This window comes from Candidatus Beckwithbacteria bacterium (genome assembly GCA_026397255.1).
GTDB lineage: Bacteria > Patescibacteriota > Microgenomatia > UBA1400 > CG1-02-47-37 > JAPLVF01.
The window spans coordinates 1-19,851 of sequence record JAPLVF010000009.1 but is presented as its reverse complement, the minus strand read 5'-3'; the positions used below and the strand labels follow the sequence as shown (position 1 = coordinate 19,851).

At 45.1% G+C, this 19,851-nt stretch carries 18 protein-coding genes and 1 tRNA gene; 10 read left to right on the top strand and 9 right to left on the bottom strand.

Going from position 1 to position 19,851, the window contains the following annotated elements; all coding sequences use genetic code 11:
- The first annotated feature begins 8 nt into the window (after positions 1–8).
- The 5 genes from NTZ93_01770 to NTZ93_01750 all read left to right on the top strand — a co-directional run bounded on the left by NTZ93_01770 (position 9) and on the right by NTZ93_01750 (position 4,171).
- The gene (locus NTZ93_01770; protein MCX6816572.1) at positions 9–698 is read left to right on the top strand and encodes a hypothetical protein; all 690 of its coding nucleotides are present in this window, start codon (positions 9–11) and stop codon (positions 696–698) included.
- A 120-nt stretch (positions 699–818) separates the two neighbouring features.
- Positions 819–2,255 carry a transcription termination factor Rho gene (gene rho, locus NTZ93_01765; GenBank protein MCX6816571.1) on the top strand — a complete coding sequence of 479 codons (1,437 nt, stop codon included), beginning with the start codon at positions 819–821 and terminating at the stop codon, positions 2,253–2,255.
- 44 nt (positions 2,256–2,299) lie between these two features.
- Positions 2,300–2,722, top strand: a complete 423-nt coding sequence (locus NTZ93_01760) for a nucleotidyltransferase domain-containing protein (GenBank protein ID MCX6816570.1) — start codon at positions 2,300–2,302, stop codon at positions 2,720–2,722.
- Entirely contained in the window at positions 2,715–3,038 is a 324-nt protein-coding gene (locus tag NTZ93_01755; GenBank protein MCX6816569.1) for a DUF86 domain-containing protein, read from the top strand. The genes NTZ93_01760 and NTZ93_01755 overlap by 8 nt, the downstream gene beginning before the upstream one ends.
- A 17-nt stretch (positions 3,039–3,055) precedes the next feature.
- Positions 3,056–4,171, top strand: a complete 1,116-nt coding sequence (locus NTZ93_01750; GenBank protein MCX6816568.1) for a M23 family metallopeptidase — start codon at positions 3,056–3,058, stop codon at positions 4,169–4,171.
- A 27-nt stretch (positions 4,172–4,198) separates the two neighbouring features.
- Here NTZ93_01750 and NTZ93_01745 read toward each other — a convergent pair whose 3' ends face one another.
- Positions 4,199–5,629 carry a hypothetical protein gene (locus NTZ93_01745; GenBank protein MCX6816567.1) on the bottom strand — a complete coding sequence of 477 codons (1,431 nt, stop codon included), beginning with the start codon at positions 5,627–5,629 and terminating at the stop codon, positions 4,199–4,201.
- 27 nt (positions 5,630–5,656) lie between these two features.
- Positions 5,657–6,304 carry a transposase gene (locus NTZ93_01740; GenBank protein ID MCX6816566.1) on the bottom strand — a complete coding sequence of 216 codons (648 nt, stop codon included), beginning with the start codon at positions 6,302–6,304 and terminating at the stop codon, positions 5,657–5,659.
- Positions 6,305–6,347: 43 nt separating this feature from the next.
- Between NTZ93_01740 and obgE the strand changes: the two genes are divergently transcribed.
- Together obgE and NTZ93_01730 are read left to right on the top strand one after the other, a co-directional pair.
- A complete protein-coding gene (gene obgE, locus NTZ93_01735) occupies positions 6,348–7,358 on the top strand; it encodes a GTPase ObgE (protein MCX6816565.1) in 1,011 nt (336 codons plus the stop codon).
- Between the two features lie 10 nt (positions 7,359–7,368).
- Positions 7,369–7,439 (top strand) — tRNA-Ala (locus NTZ93_01730).
- 99 nt (positions 7,440–7,538) lie between these two features.
- Here NTZ93_01730 and NTZ93_01725 read toward each other — a convergent pair.
- On the bottom strand, positions 7,539–9,575 hold the full coding sequence (locus tag NTZ93_01725; GenBank protein ID MCX6816564.1) for a tetratricopeptide repeat protein: 2,037 nt from the start codon (positions 9,573–9,575) through the stop codon (positions 7,539–7,541).
- Positions 9,576–9,689: 114 nt separating this feature from the next.
- Between NTZ93_01725 and dprA the strand changes: the two genes are divergently transcribed.
- Positions 9,690–10,556 (top strand): DNA-processing protein DprA, encoded by an 867-nt coding sequence (dprA, locus tag NTZ93_01720; protein MCX6816563.1) that lies wholly within the window; start codon positions 9,690–9,692, stop codon positions 10,554–10,556.
- Positions 10,550–12,106 carry a YifB family Mg chelatase-like AAA ATPase gene (locus NTZ93_01715; protein MCX6816562.1) on the top strand — a complete coding sequence of 519 codons (1,557 nt, stop codon included), beginning with the start codon at positions 10,550–10,552 and terminating at the stop codon, positions 12,104–12,106. Before dprA ends, NTZ93_01715 begins: the two co-directional genes overlap by 7 nt.
- On the opposite strand, the gene NTZ93_01710 is transcribed toward NTZ93_01715, so the two are convergent.
- Positions 12,103–12,645 (bottom strand): four helix bundle suffix domain-containing protein, encoded by a 543-nt coding sequence (locus NTZ93_01710; protein ID MCX6816561.1) that lies wholly within the window; start codon positions 12,643–12,645, stop codon positions 12,103–12,105. The two genes, NTZ93_01715 and NTZ93_01710, sit on opposite strands and share 4 nt — an antisense overlap.
- 15 nt (positions 12,646–12,660) lie before the next feature.
- Between NTZ93_01710 and NTZ93_01705 the strand changes: the two genes are divergently transcribed.
- Positions 12,661–13,011 carry a YraN family protein gene (locus NTZ93_01705; protein ID MCX6816560.1) on the top strand — a complete coding sequence of 117 codons (351 nt, stop codon included), beginning with the start codon at positions 12,661–12,663 and terminating at the stop codon, positions 13,009–13,011.
- On the opposite strand, the gene NTZ93_01700 is transcribed toward NTZ93_01705, so the two are convergent.
- The 5 genes from NTZ93_01700 to NTZ93_01680 all read right to left on the bottom strand — a co-directional run bounded on the left by NTZ93_01700 (position 13,008) and on the right by NTZ93_01680 (position 19,779).
- Positions 13,008–13,412, bottom strand: a complete 405-nt coding sequence (locus NTZ93_01700) for a prepilin-type N-terminal cleavage/methylation domain-containing protein (protein ID MCX6816559.1) — start codon at positions 13,410–13,412, stop codon at positions 13,008–13,010. The two genes, NTZ93_01705 and NTZ93_01700, sit on opposite strands and share 4 nt — an antisense overlap.
- Before the next feature lie 23 nt (positions 13,413–13,435).
- Positions 13,436–13,906 (bottom strand): prepilin-type N-terminal cleavage/methylation domain-containing protein, encoded by a 471-nt coding sequence (locus NTZ93_01695; GenBank protein MCX6816558.1) that lies wholly within the window; start codon positions 13,904–13,906, stop codon positions 13,436–13,438.
- Positions 13,907–13,914: 8 nt separating this feature from the next.
- Complete coding sequence (locus NTZ93_01690) at positions 13,915–14,541, bottom strand: type II secretion system protein (GenBank protein MCX6816557.1); 627 nt, start codon at positions 14,539–14,541, stop codon at positions 13,915–13,917.
- Positions 14,538–14,834, bottom strand: a complete 297-nt coding sequence (locus tag NTZ93_01685; GenBank protein ID MCX6816556.1) for a hypothetical protein — start codon at positions 14,832–14,834, stop codon at positions 14,538–14,540. The genes NTZ93_01690 and NTZ93_01685 overlap by 4 nt, the downstream gene beginning before the upstream one ends.
- Positions 14,835–14,910: 76 nt before the next feature.
- Positions 14,911–19,779 (bottom strand): tail fiber domain-containing protein, encoded by a 4,869-nt coding sequence (locus NTZ93_01680; protein MCX6816555.1) that lies wholly within the window; start codon positions 19,777–19,779, stop codon positions 14,911–14,913.
- Between the last annotated feature and the right edge of the window lie 72 nt (positions 19,780–19,851).

The following is a 19,851-nucleotide window of genomic DNA, read 5'->3' as shown; positions in this document are numbered from 1 at the left end:
ATAACGGAATGACAAACGCAGAGATACTGGAAAATAATCTGGAAATATTGGAAGACAGCGCTTGTGGTCCGGCGATGATCAGAACAATGATTAAGGTGGCCTTATGGCTTCAGGGGAAAAATCCGGAGGCGGCCCCCAGTCAACAAGAGATCGGTAAAGAGGTTTATTCATGGCATTATTTGGTGGTTCACCACCACCCGTTAAAATTTAAATTAAGAGACAATTGGTGTTTGCCGGAAAATGCTCATCGGTATCTACATCAGTGGTTTGACGGGGTTTCGGTTTATGGTGGGGAAGAAATGACGGTTGATAAACTGACTCAGTTACTAGATGAAGATAAGGCCGTGGGAATTCTGTTTCAGGACGTGCTGCCGGATAAAAGTCACCCTTTTGGTTATCATGACAATTTAGACAATGGTCATTGGGCATTGGCAATTAATTTAAATGAAGACTGGATTGAGTTGGCTGACTCTTACCGGGATAAAGACGGCAACGAACGTTGGTTTGATAGTCAAGGGATTGTTTTAGCCGACGGGGAGGCAGAAAAGGGAGATGGTTTGACTTTGGAACACCGGCGGATTTATAGAATGAGGATTGCTGATTTTGTTAATCTTTGGTGGGATTATAAATTTAATCAGGCGGACGGCAAGTATGTTCATCCGGCCGTGGCAGTTGATTTAAATTCTCTTAAAGCTTGACAGGAATTATTAATTTGCTATACTTAAGTTAGATTTGATTGATTTCCCCAAAGAATTCGTCTAATAAATTCATGTTTTTAATTTAATTTTCTCCATTGTTTTTCAAGAAAGGAATCTTTTATGGTTGTTAAGAAAAATCAGCCAAAGGTTGATCGGCCCTTGGCCGAGGTTGACAAGGGCGTTTCGGTGGATGATTTAGTGGGAGGCGTAGCCCCGGTAGCCCCGGTAGCCCCGGTTGTACCAGCAGCGGCTCCGGTTGTTCAATCAGCGCCGGTAGTACAAGCTTACAGGCCGGTGATGACTAATCGGCCGGCTTATAGAAAACCTTATATGAACCGTAGGCCGATGGCTAGACCATACAGACCGCAGGGTAATAATTCTAATTTTAACGGCTACGTGGATAACCGGGTAATTCCCGATGCGGATTTGCCGACCGAGGAAGTGTCCGGCATGCTGGAGATGTTTCCGGAAGGTCACGGCTTATTGCGGCCGGATTTTTCGCCCTCCACAAGAGATATCTATATTTCTTCCACCCAAATTAAAAGATTTAATTTGCGGCCCGGAGACGTGATCACCGGACCGGCCCGGCAACCGAAAGACAATGAGCGGTATTGGGGCCTGTTAAAAGTCGAAAAAGTAAACGGGAGAGTGTTTGAAGAAGGGTTAAAACGGCCGGTGTTTGACCGCTTAACCCCGATTTTCCCGGACGAAAGATTAAATTTGGAATATGACAAAAAGAAAATTACGGCGCGGGTAATTGATTTAGTGGCGCCGATCGGTAAAGGCCAAAGAGGTTTAATTGTGTCGCCGCCAAAAGCGGGAAAAACGACAGTCTTAAAAGATATTGCTGAAGGTATTGCGGCTAATCACCCCAAAGTGGTGTTAATGGCCGTTTTAGTGGGTGAGCGGCCGGAAGAAGTTACCGATATCCGGCGGCACGTTAAAGGAGAAGTGGCGGCCAGCAATTTTGACGAAGCGGCTCAGCGACAGACACAGGTAGCGGAATTAGCCTTGGAAAGAGCGAAAAGATTAGTGGAAGAGGGAAAAGATGTGGTAATTTTATTGGACTCAATTACCCGGTTGGCCCGGGCGTACAACTTGGCGATCCCGACGTCGGGAAGGACTTTGTCCGGCGGATTTGATCCGGTGGCTTTGTATCCACCGAAGCGGTTTTTCGGGGCGGCCAGAAATTTTGAACCCTTCGCTGACGCTCAGGGCAAGCCGCTCAAAGGTTCGTTGACGATTATCGGGACAGCCTTGGTGGAAACCGGCTCCAGAATGGACGAGCTGATTTACGAAGAGTTTAAAGGTACCGGCAATATGGAACTGCATTTGTCCCGTAAGTTGTCCGAGCGGCGGATTTTTCCGTCAATTGATATTAAGCGCTCTGGTACCAGGCAGGAGCAGTTGTTATTTAAAGAGGGTGAGTACGAAAAAATCGTGACCATGCGGCGGATGATTGACGTCTTAGATGAAAATGAAGCGACCGAAGTGATGCTGGAGCGGATTATAAAAAGCAGTAACAACGCCGAGTTTTTGAAAAGTTTGGGGAAGTAAGTAAAGCTTGACTTTATGTATGAATATTGCTAATATTCATACATATGAGTACGATTAATATTTCTTTACCGGATAAATTAAAAGCAGATGCGGATCGGCAAATTGAAGCCGGTTATTATGTTTCTTTCAGCGATTTGGTAAGAACCGCTCTCAGGCAATTGTTGCCAGGAAATAAATTGTTACAAAAAGCGGTGATTAATAAAGAAAAGTTGGCGGATTTTTGCCGGAAAAACGGGATAAAATCGTTAAAATTATTCGGTTCATTAGCCCGGGGAGAAGCTCGTCCGGACAGCGATGCGGATTTGTTAGTAGAGTTTGATAAAGATAAAATTCCCGGTTTATTCGGCTTGTTGGAGATGGAAAGCGAGTTGACCCAAGAGTTTCGTCGGCCGGTGGAATTAATTACAAAATTAAATAAACACGTTAAGCCGTATGCAAAAAAAGACATGATTAATTTGTATGGTTAAAGATAATAAAGTTTATTTAAAACAGACTTTAGAAGCAATTGCTAAAGTCCGGCAATATTTGGTAAAAGTGAGTTTGGGAGAATTTTTAAAAAATGAAATTATTCAGGATGCGACGATCAGAAAATTAGAGATAATCGGGGAGGCGGTTAACCGTTTGCCGGATAATGATTTGTTTAAAAACGCTATTAAAATGCGAAATAAATTAATTCATAATTATGATGAAATCAATTTGGAAGTGGTGTGGAATACAGTTAAAAAAGATTTGCCGGTGATGGAAAAACAAGTGAAGGAAATTTTGAAAAAACTGGGGAAATAGACTAGAATAGTGTTTCTATGGAAAGATTGTCGGTTTTCAAGCGGTTAAGAACAAACGCGGTTTTAGTCTGGTGGTGGGACCTGAAAAATTTTTGGCAGTTTTTAGTTAAATACTTTATTAAAAGAGGGACACAATTTTTAGAGCAGTTTGAATCAACTAAAGATGTGGTGGTGGATGGGTTAGTCAGCAAGCGCGGCCGTTATACCCGGCCGTTTTTACACACCGGGATGACCGGCTTGTTTTTAGTGGGTTTGTTGCTGGCGCCAATTGTGACTCAGGCGGTGGGTGAAGATTCCGGAGACGGGCAGGGTGGGGCGGTGTTGGGGGTAACCGGAGACATGATGGAGATGAGTACGAGTGTTTCGGTGAAGCCGCGGGACAACGTGGTGACGTATATTGTGGAAACTGGAGATACAGTGTCGTCGATTGCCAAAAAATTTGATGTGTCCATTGATACCATCCGCTGGCAGAATAATTTAAAAAGCATTGACGAAATTAAACCGGGAGACAAGTTAGAAATACCGCCGGTGACCGGGGTGGTCCATAAGGTTAAACGGGGGGAAACAATTTATTCGATAGCCAAGAAATATGACGTGGTAGCCCAACAGATTATCAACTGGCCGTTTAACTCTTATGCGAACGATGAGACATTTGAACTGGCCGCCGGCCAGATTTTAGTGGTGCCTGACGGAGTGATGCCGGCAGAAGTTTTGTGGGATCCGACGCGGTATGTGGCCCAAAAAACTCCGAATGCCGGTGCAGTTTCAGCCCTGGGGCAGTTTATTTGGCCGACTTCGGGCAGTATTACTCAGCGATATGTTTGGTACCACAAAGGGATAGACATTGCTAACGGGATCGGAACAAATGTTTTGGCAGCGGATAGCGGCCGGGTGATTGTGGCCGGTTGGCCGGATAACGCCGGCTACGGGAATCGGATAATAATTGACCACGGCAATGGTTTTCAGACCTTGTATGGCCATTTGTCGGCATTTACGGTGACGGCCGGGCAGACGGTGAACAGGGGAGATCTTATCGGCAAGATGGGTTCAACCGGCCGGTCCAGCGGGCCGCACGCTCACTTTGAAATCCGGCAGGGCGGTAATTTGTTAAACCCACTCGATTACCTCAAATAATAAATATGTAAGGTACGGTACCTTACATCAATGAGGGGGAAAGATCAGTAAAGCGTCAGTTTCCTGCCAGGGATTGAAAAAGGGCTTGACGGTGAATTGAGAAGGAATTTTAGCTGATTGACTAGCTAAAGCGGAATCAATAATGGTTAACTGATCAGGAGAAAAAGGCAGAGTAAGTAACTTTAAAGAGATTTGCGGAGAGACAAAATATTGAATTCTTTGGTCGTTAATAATTTGCGAGGAAGTAGCGACGGTTTTATAGGGGCCGGCGTTAATAATTTTGGCCAATTCTAACATGCCGGCGCCATTGACATAGTAGTTAAACCGGCTGATAGGCTGTTGAAAATACCAAAGGTAGTTAATGACGATAATAATTACGGTTAGGATAGTCATGAAAGATAAAGAAATTTTTTTAAGTTGGTTAAGGCCAAAGGCAAGGCTGAAATAAACTAAAGGAATCAGGCCGGAAAGACGCAAAATGTTAGGGTGTCCCAGGCCGTAATAATGAAATTCAGGAATTCTTTCCAGGGAAAAAATATCACTAAAAAAAACAGTCAAGCTAAATAAAAGCCAGATAAAGAAAAGGCGGCGTTGGCGCCGGAATAAAATTACCAGGCCGGTAAATAGTAAGCAAGCAGTCAGCGGGTCAAAAGCGGGTTTTCCGGCCGGGTTTTGGCGGGGATTAGGGTCGCCGGTAGTAAAAATCATAAGAGAGGAGCGTTGAGCGGCACCCAGGACTTCTTTGACAATTTCTTGTGTGGGTAAATTTTGGTGAAAAACAGATAAATTTTTAGCCCTGGCCCAAAATTGATCAGGCTGTTGGAGGCTGTAGTAAAGTAAAGGGGAGGAAATAAAAATGGCGGCGCCAAGCACAAGAAAAAAGCGGTTAATTTTTTTAAAATTGATAATTAAAGCCAGCAGTAAAAATACTAACGCCAAGGGCCGAAAACCTAAGTAGGTAAACAAGCCGGTGCCCAAAGCCAAGCCCAAGGCCAGGTATTTTTTTTGATAAAGAAAAAGCGCGGCTAAAATTTGAAAAAAAATCGCCGCGGTCATTTCGTAGGCAAAGCGGGAAACGATTAAGTGAGGGTAGGAAAACAGAAAAGCCAGAGAAGCGGCCAGAGAGACAGATAACGGTTGCCACCGCCTTAAAAAAAGATAAAAAATCGCAATGTCTAAACTGCCAAAAATAACACTGGTTAAGCGGAGGCTGAAAACGCTGCGGCCGAAAAGTTTAATTGCCAGTCCGGTTAAGTAGAGCAGGGGGGTAGGGTGGCCGTAGTTAACGTCCACAAAAGGAGTGATTTGGCGGCTGAGGAGCAGATTTTCGCTGGCTTGGCCGACGGTAATTTCATCACCCCACATGCCCGGAGTAACCTGGTCGATTTTATAAAGCCGAAGCAGGAAGGCGGCCAGAAACAAGATTAAACAGATTAGCCAGTTAAGTTTCTTTGTCATACCTTGTAAGGTACGGTACCTTACATATCAGTCGATAGTAACGGGTTGAATTAATTCAGAATTCTGATCGTTAATGTCTAAAACGAATTTCTGGTATTTTGTTCCGGGGTTGGGAGAGTTGGGGAAGGCGGCGTTAAGAATGATTTCCGGATGAATCCATGTCCGTGTTTCCGTAAGATTAATATAATCTTTTAGCGATGAGTAAGAATATATGTAAGGTACGGTACCTGTCATTTTTGTAGGATTTAGGTGGATGTATTTGGATAAATATAACAATTGGTTTTCGGACTGAACGGAAATGCTTTTGTATTTACTTTGGAATAACGCACCGGAGTGCTGATGTTTTTCCTGGAAGTACATGGCGTAGGTGATACTCACCCTTTTTAATAAGTTGGCGATGGTCGGTTGATTGTTGACTTGCTGAATCAATAAATGAAAATGATTAGGCATTAAACAAAAAGCTAATAATGGACAAGCGGGAGAGTTGGTGGGAAATTTTTTAGCGGCTCTGACGAATGGTTTACCGGTAGGGAATTTTAAATAATACGACAAAATGTCCAGGAAAGTTTGATAATCTTTTTGAGTAATAAAGATTTTTTGTTTATAGGCGCCGCGGTTATAAATGTGGTGAAAAGTGTCGGGGTAGAATTGGCGTAAATAGTAGCGGCTGGGCATTGGTTTATTATGTAAGGTACGGTACCTTACGTCAAGGGTAAGTGTGTTAGAATATGACATGATTGACTATGCCAGAATTACGATAAAGGCCGGCGACGGCGGAAATGGCCGGGTGAGTTTTCATCACGAAAAAAATCTCTGGAAGGGTGGTCCGGACGGCGGCGACGGCGGCGACGGCGGCAGTATTTGGGTGGAAACAGACAAAAATTTGAATACTTTAAAACCGTTTCAATACCAGAAAGTGTTTGAAGCGGAGAGGGGGGAGGCGGGCGGGAAAAGCAAACGGCACGGAAGGAACGGGGCGGATTTAATTATCAGAGTACCGGTGGGGACTTTGATTAAGATTAAACGCGAAGGTTTAAGCACGAAAGAATTGGATTTAAATGAAGAAGGCCAGAAAGTTTTGCTAGGGAGAAGCGGCAAAGGCGGTAAGGGCAACTGGCAGTTTCGGTCGTCAACCAACACCACACCGAAGATGGCGGAAAAAGGCAAATTCGGGGAAAAGAAAGAGTTGGCGTTGGAGTTGAAACTATTGGCGGATGTGGGCTTGATTGGGTTGCCCAATAGCGGCAAATCCACTTTGCTGTCGGTGTTAACCAAAGCCAAACCGAAAATTGCGGATTATCCGTTCACCACTTTAGAACCGAATCTGGGAGTTTTAAATTTAGAAAAAAAGAATTTAGTGTTGGCGGATATACCGGGGTTGATCGAGGGCGCGAGCTTGGGTCGGGGACTGGGAATTGATTTTCTGCGGCACATAGAAAGATGTAAAATCTTGGTACATTTGTTGGACGGGACAAAGCTATTAACCGAGCCGGCAAAAGAGCTTTATCGGGATTATGAGGTAGTGAGAAACGAGTTAGGTTATTATTCAACCAGCTTGATAGAAAAAGCGGAAATTGTAGTTCTAAATAAAATTGATGTGCTAAATAAAAAGCAGATTAAGCAAGGCTTGGCAGTCCTAAAAAAGACAAAGAAGCCGGTAATAGCGATCAGCGCTGCCACCCATGAAAATTTGGAAGATTTGAAAAGAGAGATAGAGAAAATTGTATAATTGAATATCGGGGCTCATAGGTAAACGGTATACCGCACCCTTCGCATGGGTGAGTTCTGGGTTCAATTCCCAGTGAGTCCACTTCACTACGTTCAGTGCAAGCCCTTCGGAAATACCTCAGGGCAAGCACATAAAAGGATTATTACCTGCATCAAGTTATTTTTTTATACTTAACCTGCTTTATTGGGTGGGCGAGGGGGCCGGTTCAACGTTAACCGGGGCAAAGTTTTTCGGCGCTGCGGGAGCGGGCGAGGGTTGAGTTAAGGTTTGAGTTTGCGCGTTAGTGGTTTGAGGTTGAGTCGTTGTTGCGGGAAGCTTGGTTTTGAGATCAGCCAGTTCGGTTTTGACGGTGGTGGCGTCAGCCGAATCAGCCGGGATCAGGGCTTCCACTTGCTGCATCGCTTGATAGGCTTCCAGGTATTTTTTCTGGCTTAAATAGGCATGGGAAAGATTGTAGTAAGCATTAGGCATGTCCGGCTTTAGCTGGATGGTTTCCTGAAAGCGGGTGACAGCTTGGTCGAATTTGCCTAAAGAGTAATACAGGCCGCCCATTTCCAATCTTAAGCCGGGGTTAGCCGGATCCAGCATAACCGCCTGAGTGTAAGCGTCAATACTGAATTGATCAGCACCTTGGGCAAAGTTAACCAGTTGGCGGTAAAGAGCGGCTAAGTTTTGCCAGTTGGCAGATTTATTGGGTTGAAGTTGAACGCTGGTCCGGGCTTCGCGAATTGACTGTTGAATTAACTGGGTGACAGTCTGTTTGTCCTGATCAGTTAAATTAGCCTTAGCGGCCAGGGCACTGGCTAGTGCCAGATTAGTATTGGAATAAGCCAGGTGATAACGGTCAATATTCGGACTTAAGTTAATGGTTTTAATTTGTAAATTGTAAGTTTGGGTGCCGAGATTGTTATTAGCGGCGACGAGGCTTTGTTGAAAGAAAAGTTCACTGGCATAGACGCGCCCCACTTGGTAACCGGCGACAGCCGTGCCTGCCAAGACAACCACACCGATAATAATCGGGAGAACGTTGGAGGCAAAAGAGGCAGAAGTGACTGGATTGTCGGCAAAGGGCGGGACAATAGTGAAAGTATTAAGAGTGACGGCGACATCTTTGACTTTGGTTAAGTTTTTGGCTTTATTCAGGCCGACGGATAAGCTTAAATAACCGGCCAAAATCAGCCAGTGAAAAACCGTGAAAGGGATAAACAAGCCGATGATGAGCAGGGTAATAGTAGCTAAATTCAGACCCAGTTGGACCGAGGTAATCCGGGTGCCGGCATCGCGTTTAACCAGTTTATACCAACTGAGGATAATTAAGCCGATGGCCGCTAAACCGATTAAGCCCATGGTGGTAAGGATGTGTAAATATTCGCTGCCGGAGGCGTTGAAGTTAACTGTCCATAAAGGGGTGCGGTTAAGGCTGATCGGCTTAAACTGAGTGAACTGATTTAAAAATTCGTTGGGGCCGGCGCCGAAAAAAGCTTTAGATTTTAAGGTATCAATGGCAATGGACCAACTGGCGAGTTTGGGCAATAAAAGCGGATTAAGGGGGCGGTTGGGCAAAAGCTGGCTGCCGATTAAGATGATTGAGGAAATCAAGATGCCGGAAGTTAAAAAATAAACCAGTTTTTTCGGGCCGCCGGTGACTTTAAAAGCCAAGGTTAAACTGAAGGGTAGCAGGGTTAATAAAAAAGTAACCAGACTTAAAGGCGAACCGGTCGGGGAAAAAGTTTTGGTGGTTAAATAACTGGCCGGCAGGGATTGAAACGCGCCTAAGATAGATAGGGTGCCGAGAATTGCCGCAAGGGAAGCGCTAACCAATAATAAATTAAGGATTTTTCTAACGGATTGGCTGTTTTGAATTAGACTTGTGGTTAAGACAAAATAAACTAAAATAACCACGAACAGGGCCGGGCGGGTCAACCAACCTTCGGGATTTTGGGGAGAATTAATTAGGGTAGAGGTGATGCCAATGGTGGTGAAGATAAATAAAGGCAAGAGAATCGGCGATAAAGTTAAGCGGACGGTTTTTTGAATGACGTTATAAACCAGCCAGGAAATTAAAGCAATGGCGGTTAAGACGGTAAAGAAAAGTTGCTTATTAAGCTGAAAGAAGTCGGTAGTTAAAGGCAGAAAAAAAAGCGGGGAGAGAATAAAAGCGGCGGAAAGGCAAAATAAAGAAACAGTTCGGGCAATCCGAGACAGTTTTTCATTCATATAATATCCAGAATATGTTAATTTTTTAACTTTGTCAATAGGCAAAATTAAAAAATTAAGTTTTATCATATCTATTATAATGATTATAAAAATTATAAAGGTTATAATGTTGATATGAAAAGCTGGCGGGAGTGGCCGATTAAAAAAGTAGTTAATTTACCCCAGGGGTTGGGAAAGATTAAGAACCCGCCGAACCAACTGTATTACCGGGGGAATTGGGATGAGAACTTATTTAAAAACAGTTTGGCGGTCGTCGGGTCGCGGCGGATGACCAGTTACGGCGAGCGGGTAATGGAGCGGATTTTGCCGGATTTAATTTCAGCGGGAATTACGATTATTTCCGGCTTTATGTACGGGGTGGATACGCTGGCGCATCAGCTGACTCTGCAGTTTAAAGGAAAAACTGCGGCGGTGTTTGCCTGCGGTTTGGATGAGATTATTCCGCCGGAAAACGAGCCGTTGTACAGTGAAATTTTGAATAGCGGCGGTCTGGTGTTATCAGAATATGCCAAAAATGTTAAGGCGCGCTTGTGGACATTTCCTTTGAGAAACCGGATTGTGGCGGGGTTATCCCAAGGTGTGCTGGTGATTGAGGGCGGGGAAAAAAGCGGCAGTTTAGTGACAGCCAAGTTAGCTCAAGAACAGGGAAAAACTGTGATGGCGGTGCCCGGGCCGGTGACCGGCAGCCAGTCTTACGGCACTAATTGGCTGATTAAAAACGGGGCGGAAATGGTGGTGGAGGCCAAAGACGTACTGGCGAAATTGAGTTTACACCCCCGAGGTGTAAACTTCTTTCACCTCGGGGGTGTGATTGGGGTTGAGTACAAAATTTTACAAGAGTTGGCGGGAGAGCCGATGGGTGTAGATGATTTAGCCAAAAAGTTAGGGATTGACATAGTTAAATTAAGCGAGATTTTAAGTTTGATGAGTATAAAGGGAATAGTAGAAGAGAAATTAGGTAAGTATAATAAGGTATGTTAACTAAGGTTTGGTCAATGGCCAACAAGGGTTTGGAGGCGGTGGAGGTCGAGGTGGAAGTAAATGTTTTTGCCAAAGGATTTCCGGGATTTAATATTGTCGGAATGGCCAACAAGGCAATTGAAGAAGCGAAGGAACGAGTGAAAACAGCGTTGACGAACAGCGGGGTGGAATTTCCGGCCAAAAAAATCACTGTGAATCTGGCGCCGGCGGATTTAGCCAAAGAAGGTGCGGGCTATGATTTGCCGATGGCCGTAGGAATTATGGCGGCGGAAAGTAATTTTGAGCTGCCAAAAGAAAAAGTGTATTTTTACGGCGAGGTAGGGTTGGATGGGGCTTTAAGGCATACGAAAGGCGTGTTTTTACTGGCGATGCTGGCTAAAGAAAAAGGGGTGAAGGCGATTTTTGTGCCGAAATTATCGGCCAACGAAGCGGTGGTGGTCGAGGGAGTGAAAGTTTTTCCGATTAGCAATTTAATTCAGTTAATCCGGCATTTTCGGGGAGAGCGGCTGATAAAGTCTCTAAAACCAGTTAAGCAGGAGTTTATACTGAGCGAAGCCGAAGTAGATTTTGATTTTTCGGAAGTGGCCGGGCAGGAGCAGGCAAAGCGGGCCTTAACAATTGCCGCGGCCGGCGGGCACAATATTTTAATGATGGGGCCGCCGGGGGCGGGGAAGACGATGTTATCGCGGGCCTTGCCGGGAATTTTGCCGGAATTAACGGAAGCGGAAGCGTTGGAAGTGACCAAGATTTATTCGGTGACCGGTAATATTGAGCCGGGCGGGGGTTTGATAAGAAGGCGGCCGTTTCGGTCGCCGCATCACACGACTTCAATGGTGGGTTTAATCGGTGGCGGTAGTCAGCCGATGCCCGGAGAAATTTCTTTGGCCCACAGGGGAGTGCTATTTTTGGACGAGTTTAACGAGTTCGGCCGGGGAAGCTTGGAAGCGCTGCGGCAGCCATTGGAAGACGGAATGATCAGCATTGTCCGGCAGGCAGGAAGTTTAACTTTTCCGGCGAAATTTACTTTAGTGGCGGCAGCCAATCCCTGCCCGTGCGGATTTTTAAATCATCCGAAAAAAGCCTGTATTTGTTTGCCGACCCAGATTGCCAAGTATAAAAAACGGCTGTCCGGCCCGATTTTGGACAGGATTGACATTCATATTAATGTGCCGTATGTGGAAATTAATAAACTAAAAACAAATATCAATCCCGGAGTGAAAGAAGTCCCCACTCCGGGATTGGACTCTTCAAAAGAGATTCGGGAAAAGGTGAAAAATGCCCGACAGATTCAGCAAGAAAGATTCAAGGGCGAACCAGGCTTGTTTACTAACAGCGAGATGAAAAACAAGCAGGTGAAAAAATACTGCCAAATGACTAGTGAAGCGGAAAATTTACTGCAGCAGGCGGCGATTAAGTTTAATTTGTCAGCCAGAAGTTATTTCCGGCTGATTAAAGTCAGCCGGACGATTAGTGATTTGGCCGGGGACAAGGAAATCGGCAGCGGCCACATTGCGGAAGCACTGCAATACAGAATCAGAGATGAAATTTAATTGGCTTGACGAAAGTTTAAGCGTTTTTTCAAAAGATTTTCTTTAAAACCGCCCTCTTTAACAAATTTATCTTCCAGCCAACGGAGTTTTTGGTCTAAAAGCAGGTTGGTTTGGTTGATTAGACAAATCATGGAGTTGGCGGCGGTTTCAGGGGAATTAATATAAATTTTATAATCGTTATAATTTTTATAAGTTTTATAAACAAGGTTACGAATCTGTCTGGTCTGGGGATGGTTTTTATCCCAAAGCAAGAGATTTTTTTGCCTTAAAAAATCCTGATAATCGTTTAATAATTCTTCTAAAGAACCGCGGCTGACGTTTAAAAGTTTTAATTTGCTTTCAATGCTTTTTTGTAAATAACCCTCGGCAATATTTTGTTTGCCGGAGCGGGCAGCTTGAACCATTTGATCGCGGGTGCGGGATTTGTAATCGATATATTTTTGGCAAAATTCGGCAGTAAAATCGTAAATTATTTCCGTTTGTTGGTAAAAAGGGAGAGATTTATAGCCTTTATAACTGTTATAATTTTTATAAATCATTATATTAATAATACCATGAAGCAACTTAATTTTATTAAAGGCAGGGAAGGGGAAGAAAAGGCGGTAAAGTTTTTAAAAAATAAAGGCTACCGGATTTTAGAAAGAAACTGGCACACCCGTTTTGGGGAAATTGATATTATTTGTGAAAAAGATAAGATTTTGGTGTTTGTGGAGGTAAAAACGAAAACCAGCGATCAGTTTGGCGAGCCATGGGAGATGGTTAACGCGCATAAAATAAAACAAATTCAGATGACGGGAGAGGCATATTTGCAGAAATTTCCAATTTTCAATAACCAATTTCCAATGAAGCGGATAGACATAATCGGGGTTTATCCGGGCAAAATTGAACACTGGGAAAATGTTTAGTCTTCGCAAACAACGTACTCGGTGGTGGCGGCACCGGAGCCGGGACAGCGGAGTTTAGAGGCGGCCAGGTCAGAATCAGAGGCATTTTCCAGAGTAACTCTGAGAAAAAAGGTGTCGTGGCTAGCGTCGGGAGAAGTATAGATGAAGGGGTAGGTGGTGGGAACTTTTTTCATATAAGGAGTAAAGGTTGCCCCGGTGATAATGCCTTGATTGGCCGGATAGGCTTGGTGGTCGTTGTAGTACATTCTTAAGGCGGTTTTTAATTCCCCGAAATCAGATTTTTTTACGGCATCGCGGGCGCGGCCGCGGGCGTCAGAAAGATTGGCAAGGATGAGGGTGGTTAAAACACCGATAATAGAGATGACGACCAAAAGTTCGATAAGAGTGAAAGCTTTTTTCATAATAATTTTTATAATTTTTAGCTTTACGGTGTGGTATTGCTACTACTAACACCGTAATTACAAGGTTTACCCGTCCCACAATTAGGACTACCACTAGGAGTAATAATACTCGGATCTTGGGTATTTTCCAAGTGGGCATAAAGCTGGAATTTAGTGTTGATGCCGGCGGTGGGGATGGCGGCGTAGTAATAGGTATAGCCGGAGACTGGGTCTTTTGGCAACTTGACCATATAAACAGTGCCTTTGGTATCCTGAAAACTACTGGTGCCCCAAGTAAATCCGGAAATATTGCCGGTATCTGAGTCCGGATATTCTTTATAATCATTAAAGTACATTTCCAGGGCTTTAGAAATTTGGTCTAGGTTGGATTTTCTTCTGGCGTCGCGGGACTTGATTTGGGCAGAAGTAAAAACACCCAGGCCAATGCTGGCAAGAATACCTAAGATGGTAATGGAAACGAGCAGTTCAACTAAAGTAAAACCAGTTTTTTTCATAATATTAATTATTGAGGACAATCATATTGTAATTGACTACAGTTTACACCATTACAGTTCACGCTGGTCCAATAAAAGGCACAGTCGGGGGGGATTGTGCCCCGAAAAGTGCACAGATGTTCGCTGAAGTTGCAGGCATAATAGAGGGTTGCAGGCGAGGCCGAGGGTGAGGGTAAAGGCGAAGCCGAAGGCAAAGGCGAAGCACCGGGGAAAAGGTTGACATTGGTACTACTGACTCCGTAGTTACAGCCAGCACAGTAAGTGCTTAAGTCAGTGGCGATAGGATCAGCGCTATTATCCAGATGGGTGAGTACCCGGAAATTTTTGCCGCAAGTGTAGTCAGGATCGTGAACGTAATGGTAGGGAAGCTTAGTGATAGGATCGCAGGGAATTTTTTCCAGATAAGGCTTAAGTCCAGTGCCTGGGTTACAATCAAAAAGCGCCTCTGGCGGGTAACAGTTGTGGTCGTTATAGTAATCTTCAAAAGCAATTTGAATCCGCTGCAGGTCGCCTTTGCGGTCAGCGTCGCGGGCTTTATTAATTTGGTTGTGTAAGGAGTTCAGACCCATAATAATCAGGATAGCGAGGATGGCGACTACAACCAGTATTTCAATTAAAGTAAAACCTCGCTTCATTCTAACTTTATTATCCACCAGTTGAACTCTAAGTCAAACGGTAAAGGCTGGTTAATGGCGACTTTAAACCATTCGCCTTCCTGTTTGGCTTTGACGTATAAAACCTGGTTTTGGCTGTCACCCAAGGGGGTAACGTAGATTAAATCATCAGGGGTAACTTTGGCAGTATTAATGGTAAATTCAGTGGCGCCGGCCGGTAGAATTGACTTGCCGGCAGTGGCGTTGGTGGCGATGGAAGCGGAAGAGGTGGCATCGGTTGGCAGGCCCGCCGACGCTGAAGCTATGGCGGGCAAGGCGATCGTCAAGCCTTCCGTAGTCAGTTGTTTAATATTGGCTTCTTCGGCTACCAGTTTTTTGGCAACTAAGTCATCAAAACCGGCGCTGGGGGCGGTAAGCCGGCCCAGTCATGCCGGCCAGAAGATTAAGGCTGTTGGTGGGGCTGGCAATGCTGGCGACAGACAGACTGTCAGTCACCTCTAAATTAGTAGTGACGGTTTTACCCATGACGGCTAAGTAGTCGGAGAAGAAACCAAAGTCAGCGGTAAGGCTGTTAATATCCAGATTGGCAGCAGGTGAGGCAGCAGGTTGATATTGAGCTAATAAGGCTAGGATTTCGGCCGAGGGGCTGGCGGTAGGGCCTGCCTGCGCAGGCAGGGCGCTGGCCGTAGCGGTTTGATCCTGGAGTTGGGTAGAGATCAGGTCAATTTTTTCCCGCAATTTATCAATGGTGGAAGATTTAATTGTATTAGCGGTCAGTTCTCCGGAAATGGACACATCGGCGGCAATAGTGATAGTGGGGTTGTCTGGTAAAGGCGAGATGAAGCCGGTGACCAGTTTTTCAGTTTCAACGGTCGGGGTAATGATTTTATTATTGACGGTAAGAGTGTCAGTGATTAACTGTTTAGTCTGAATCAGGCCGGCTTGCAGACGGGCGGTGATAATGTCGGCAAAAGCACCAACCTTGTCCACCGTAGTCTTGACGAAGGTGGATTCGGTTTTCTCTACAATATAGTTTCCGGTCTGATCCTTGGCAATATTCAAGTCGCCGGTATCGGTAAGGGAGAGACCCGCCAGTTGGCCGGAAAGGGAAGCGATTTGAGTAGAATTTGAATTGGTGAGATCTATCAGTGCCTGGGTGGCAAGCCAGTTTGCAATCATAACGTCTTGTCCGTTGACATACTTATTATCCCCACGTTGCAAGACCGGGTAAAACTCTTCGGCGATGAAACCCAGATTATTGAATCGGTCGGGGCTAGTGTTGTACTCTGCTTTCCAGTCGAATGTACGTGGTTTGGCATTTTGGAATCTCGTCAAAATATCCGGGATACTAAATGTAGCGATGTTTTCCTTCCATTCCCGCGAAGAGTTGGCGGTAAAAGCGGTGGACCCTGCCGCAATCCACGAACCAGTACCAGTATTACATCCCGCACCCGTACCACCGATTTCCAGAACGTGATCCGGATCTGCACAGACGATACCGGCGCCGTAAGCATTAATCGTCATTTTTTGTGTACCAAAAGATGAAAATCCAAGGACTCTAGCACCTGGTGAAAACATTCCATCAGTTGATCCTGAAAAAATGAATCCAGGGGCAGCGGCAGTTCCAACATCAGCCGCGATTTGACCGTTAACTTGAAGTTCATAGTTCGGATTCGTTGTCCCGATGCCGACGTTGCCGCCGAAATATCCCTTCTGGACGGTATAAATACCCCAAGCTCCATATGCCGCGTAAAGTGTTGAACTTCCGCCAGAATCAACGAAACGACCCCCCATAGTTGATCCTGTAGCATATATCCCATAACTACCGCCAGTGGCTTCAACGGCATAACCGGAAGTTGAAGTAAAGTAGCCTCCATCACTAGAGGAACTAGAACCCCAAACACCATAGCCTCCACCGGAGTGGGATCCAATTACACCGGCGCCTGACGTTCCTTGGGAGAGACCTTGGATGCCAATACCGGACGTAGCGTTGGTGGACTCACCTACCACGCCGGTGCCACCTAATGCGGTATTGGTGCCGTAAATGGTGACGGTAGCGTCGCCGACACCTCCGACACTCAATTTTGATAGGGGTCCCGCTGTCCCGATGCCGACTTTGCCGGTTTCATCAATGAGAAACGGAGTAGTATCGGCATCTCCGGTCTGATCATTAACACGGAAAGAATTTCCTGTTCCCAGATTGGTGATCATCGCCACGGTCCCGGTATTTGCCGCTCCGGTTGAGGAAACTTTCCAGACTGTCCCGGTGTTGGCGGCGGCGGTGCCGGAAAGAGTAATATTTACCAGAGTGCCCGTAAAAGCAGTAGCCGTGGAACTGATAGCGACGGCGGTGCCGGAAGTCAGGCTATTGGCATTGTAGGTTAGTCCGGTAGTGGTGTCGTCGGTAAAGTTTTGGGTCCAGGTATAAGTGCTTTGATTTAAGATCCGATTGGCATCTAAATCCAGAGTGGTTTCAAAATCAGGGAAATCCAGGCAGTGAGTGCAGGTAAAGTCGGTGGCGAGAACGGTGCCGACCACTTGCAGGTCTTGCGTCGGCGCCGTTGTCCCGATGCCGACGTTGCCGCTGGTAGCAATAGTCATAGCCATGGCACTATTAGCGCCAAAATGCAAAGCTCCAACGCCATACAAAACCGTAGAGTCAGCGATTGAACCAGTTAAGTAACCGCCAGCATTTCCCGCAACACCCAATACGCCTCTTGCTGTTGACCCTTCATATAATATTACTTCTGGATAAGTAGTCGCACTTATATAAATGCCGTCTTCAGCATTAGTAGATTTTACTTCTAATTTTGACCCCGGGTTCGTTGTCCCGATGCCGACGTTGCCATTGGCTAGAATAGTCATTGCCTGATTAGTCGTTGTAGTTCCAAAAGTAATTGGGAGAGAATTATCTGCCCTTACAAGAGCAGATGTTACCGAAGTACCGTTTGAACGATATCCAAGGTATATTCCATTACCACTTGTACTGGCAACATTTTGACTTACGAAATGTTCGCCACTTGTAACACTTCCATCGCCAACGACAGCTAATTTATATCCCGGACTTGTCGTCCCGATGCCGACGTTGCCGCCGGCGTCAATTCTCATTCTTTCTGACGTGCTTTGATAAAAGGTTATCGGATAATCTTCGGAATTATAGATATTCAAAGAACGAGCTCTACCGTAGGAAGTAGTGTATCCGCTGCCTGCTTTCCATATTTGACCAGTTCCAGTATCTGAAGTTAATACAAGACCAGAAGTTGAAGTTTGAGTTGCACTTCCGGCATTGATATATACATTAGTACCTGTCGATTGGACATCCAATTTTTGTCCCGGATCCGTTGTCCCGATGCCGACGTTGCCATTACTATCAATTCTCATTTTTTCCGCCATCGCACCATTTAATGTGGTTTGAAAAGCCATATATGAATCTTGCGTACTAGCTGTAGATGTCCAACTTTGTTCACCCCCTACTACAATCTTGCCAGAATTTACTGCGGTTCCAAGTGCTGTACTACTTCCTCCGTATCCATGATAAAATGCTATTGCTGTTCCATAATTTGCCGCCCCGCTTTGCGCATTAGACAATGTCAAAACTGTTTGCATCGCATTGTTGTTAAGTCTTATTTCAGTATTGCCATTTGAACTTGTTTGAAGATAACGTCCTAGATTGGCTGAATCTGCAACCTGAAAACGTGACAATGGATTCGTTGTCCCGATGCCGACGTTGCCGTTCATTACTGCCAGACCTGCCGTTCCGGGTGTAGCTGTACCGATACCAACATTACCTCCACCAATGGCTATCGCAACATTATCGGTAACATAATGATTTAAGGATAAATAATCACCATTCGAGTCCATAATTAAATGTGTGTCAGAGGATTTGATATTGGGATTTCCGGAATATCTTCCTACTTTTAAAGCAACTCCACTGGCAGGAGAAGCGACATCTAATTTTGCTCCCGGTGCCGTTGTCCCGATGCCGACGTTGCCGGCAAAATAACCTGAGCCCCCAAAGCCGATTGCTGCTCCAACTGTTCCGCTATTTGTAAAGACAATCTGATGTTCACTTGCAAAAGGTGCTCCACCGTTTTTATTATATGAATAACCCATACCGTATTGAGTTCCAAAATCGTCACCTCCTGTATCTATGGGATATGTCTCCGATATTGACCAGATGCCTTGGACCTGTGTGGAACTATATGTGCCATAAGTTCCAAGCCTACTCGTATGAACAGCGCCCACAACGTCTAACTTAACAGCTGGATCCGTCGTCCCGATGCCGACGTTGCCTGCCTCTTGGACAACGAATAAAGCGGTTGCTGGTAAGGCGAGAGAGAGGTCACCATAATTTGTTGTGGTGTTGTTGACGACTGCGAAAGAAGCATCTGTACCGTTAGCATTTGAATCAATACCAATAATTACTCTATCTGGAGCCATTAATTGTAAGCCGTAGCCGCTTTCAAAAAGTCCCTCGTCAGACCTAGATCGAAAAACTAAATTGTAACCAGCATCGGCATCTACGCCCCCAAGTGAAATGTCACCGACTACCGCGAGCGCATCGGTTGGATCAGTTGTCCCGATGCCGACGTTACCGTCACCCCCGACGTAAACAACTGGATTTGTATCTCCTCCGCCATTTGGGGAAATCGCAACATAATCGGGTGAGGACTCTCTGTAAAAAATTCCATAATTTGGATTGCTGGTATCAAATGCTAAACCAGTTTTGGTAGCCGATCTTCCCATGTAAATTATCCCTGTTCCACCGATTGCCCCACTTAAATCTATATTGCCAGCCACCACCAGTTTGGCTGTGGTTGGGCTTGTCGTCCCGATGCCAACGTTGCCAGTGGTATAGATATTGTTTGCATATTGGTCAGCATAACTTGCTGTGTATTGGGTGCCTGCAGGGAGAGACGTAATGATTCCCTGATTTGATAAGAACTCAAAAGTAGTTACCTGGTCACCATATATTGAAAGAGGCAATATTTGAACTGTGTTATATCTATTGTCAACTTCTATATAAATACTGCCAGCACTTGTACCAGTATTAACAAGAACCAAATGATCTGAGGTAAATGTACTACCACCTGTAACATCTGTTATTTTCATTCCTACGGAACTTAATGTATTAGTAGAACCAGGATTTAATACCAGAGTTACATAAGCTCTAATTGGATTAGTTCCTTCTCTTAGTTTTCCCAGCAAATAGAAATGAGCTACGGCTTCACGATACGTATCCCCCATATTAAAATCCATTATTTTAGTCCATTGCGTTTGTGTAGTTGTGGTTTCAGTTGTGTAGTAGTTTGGATATATAGAATTTAAAGC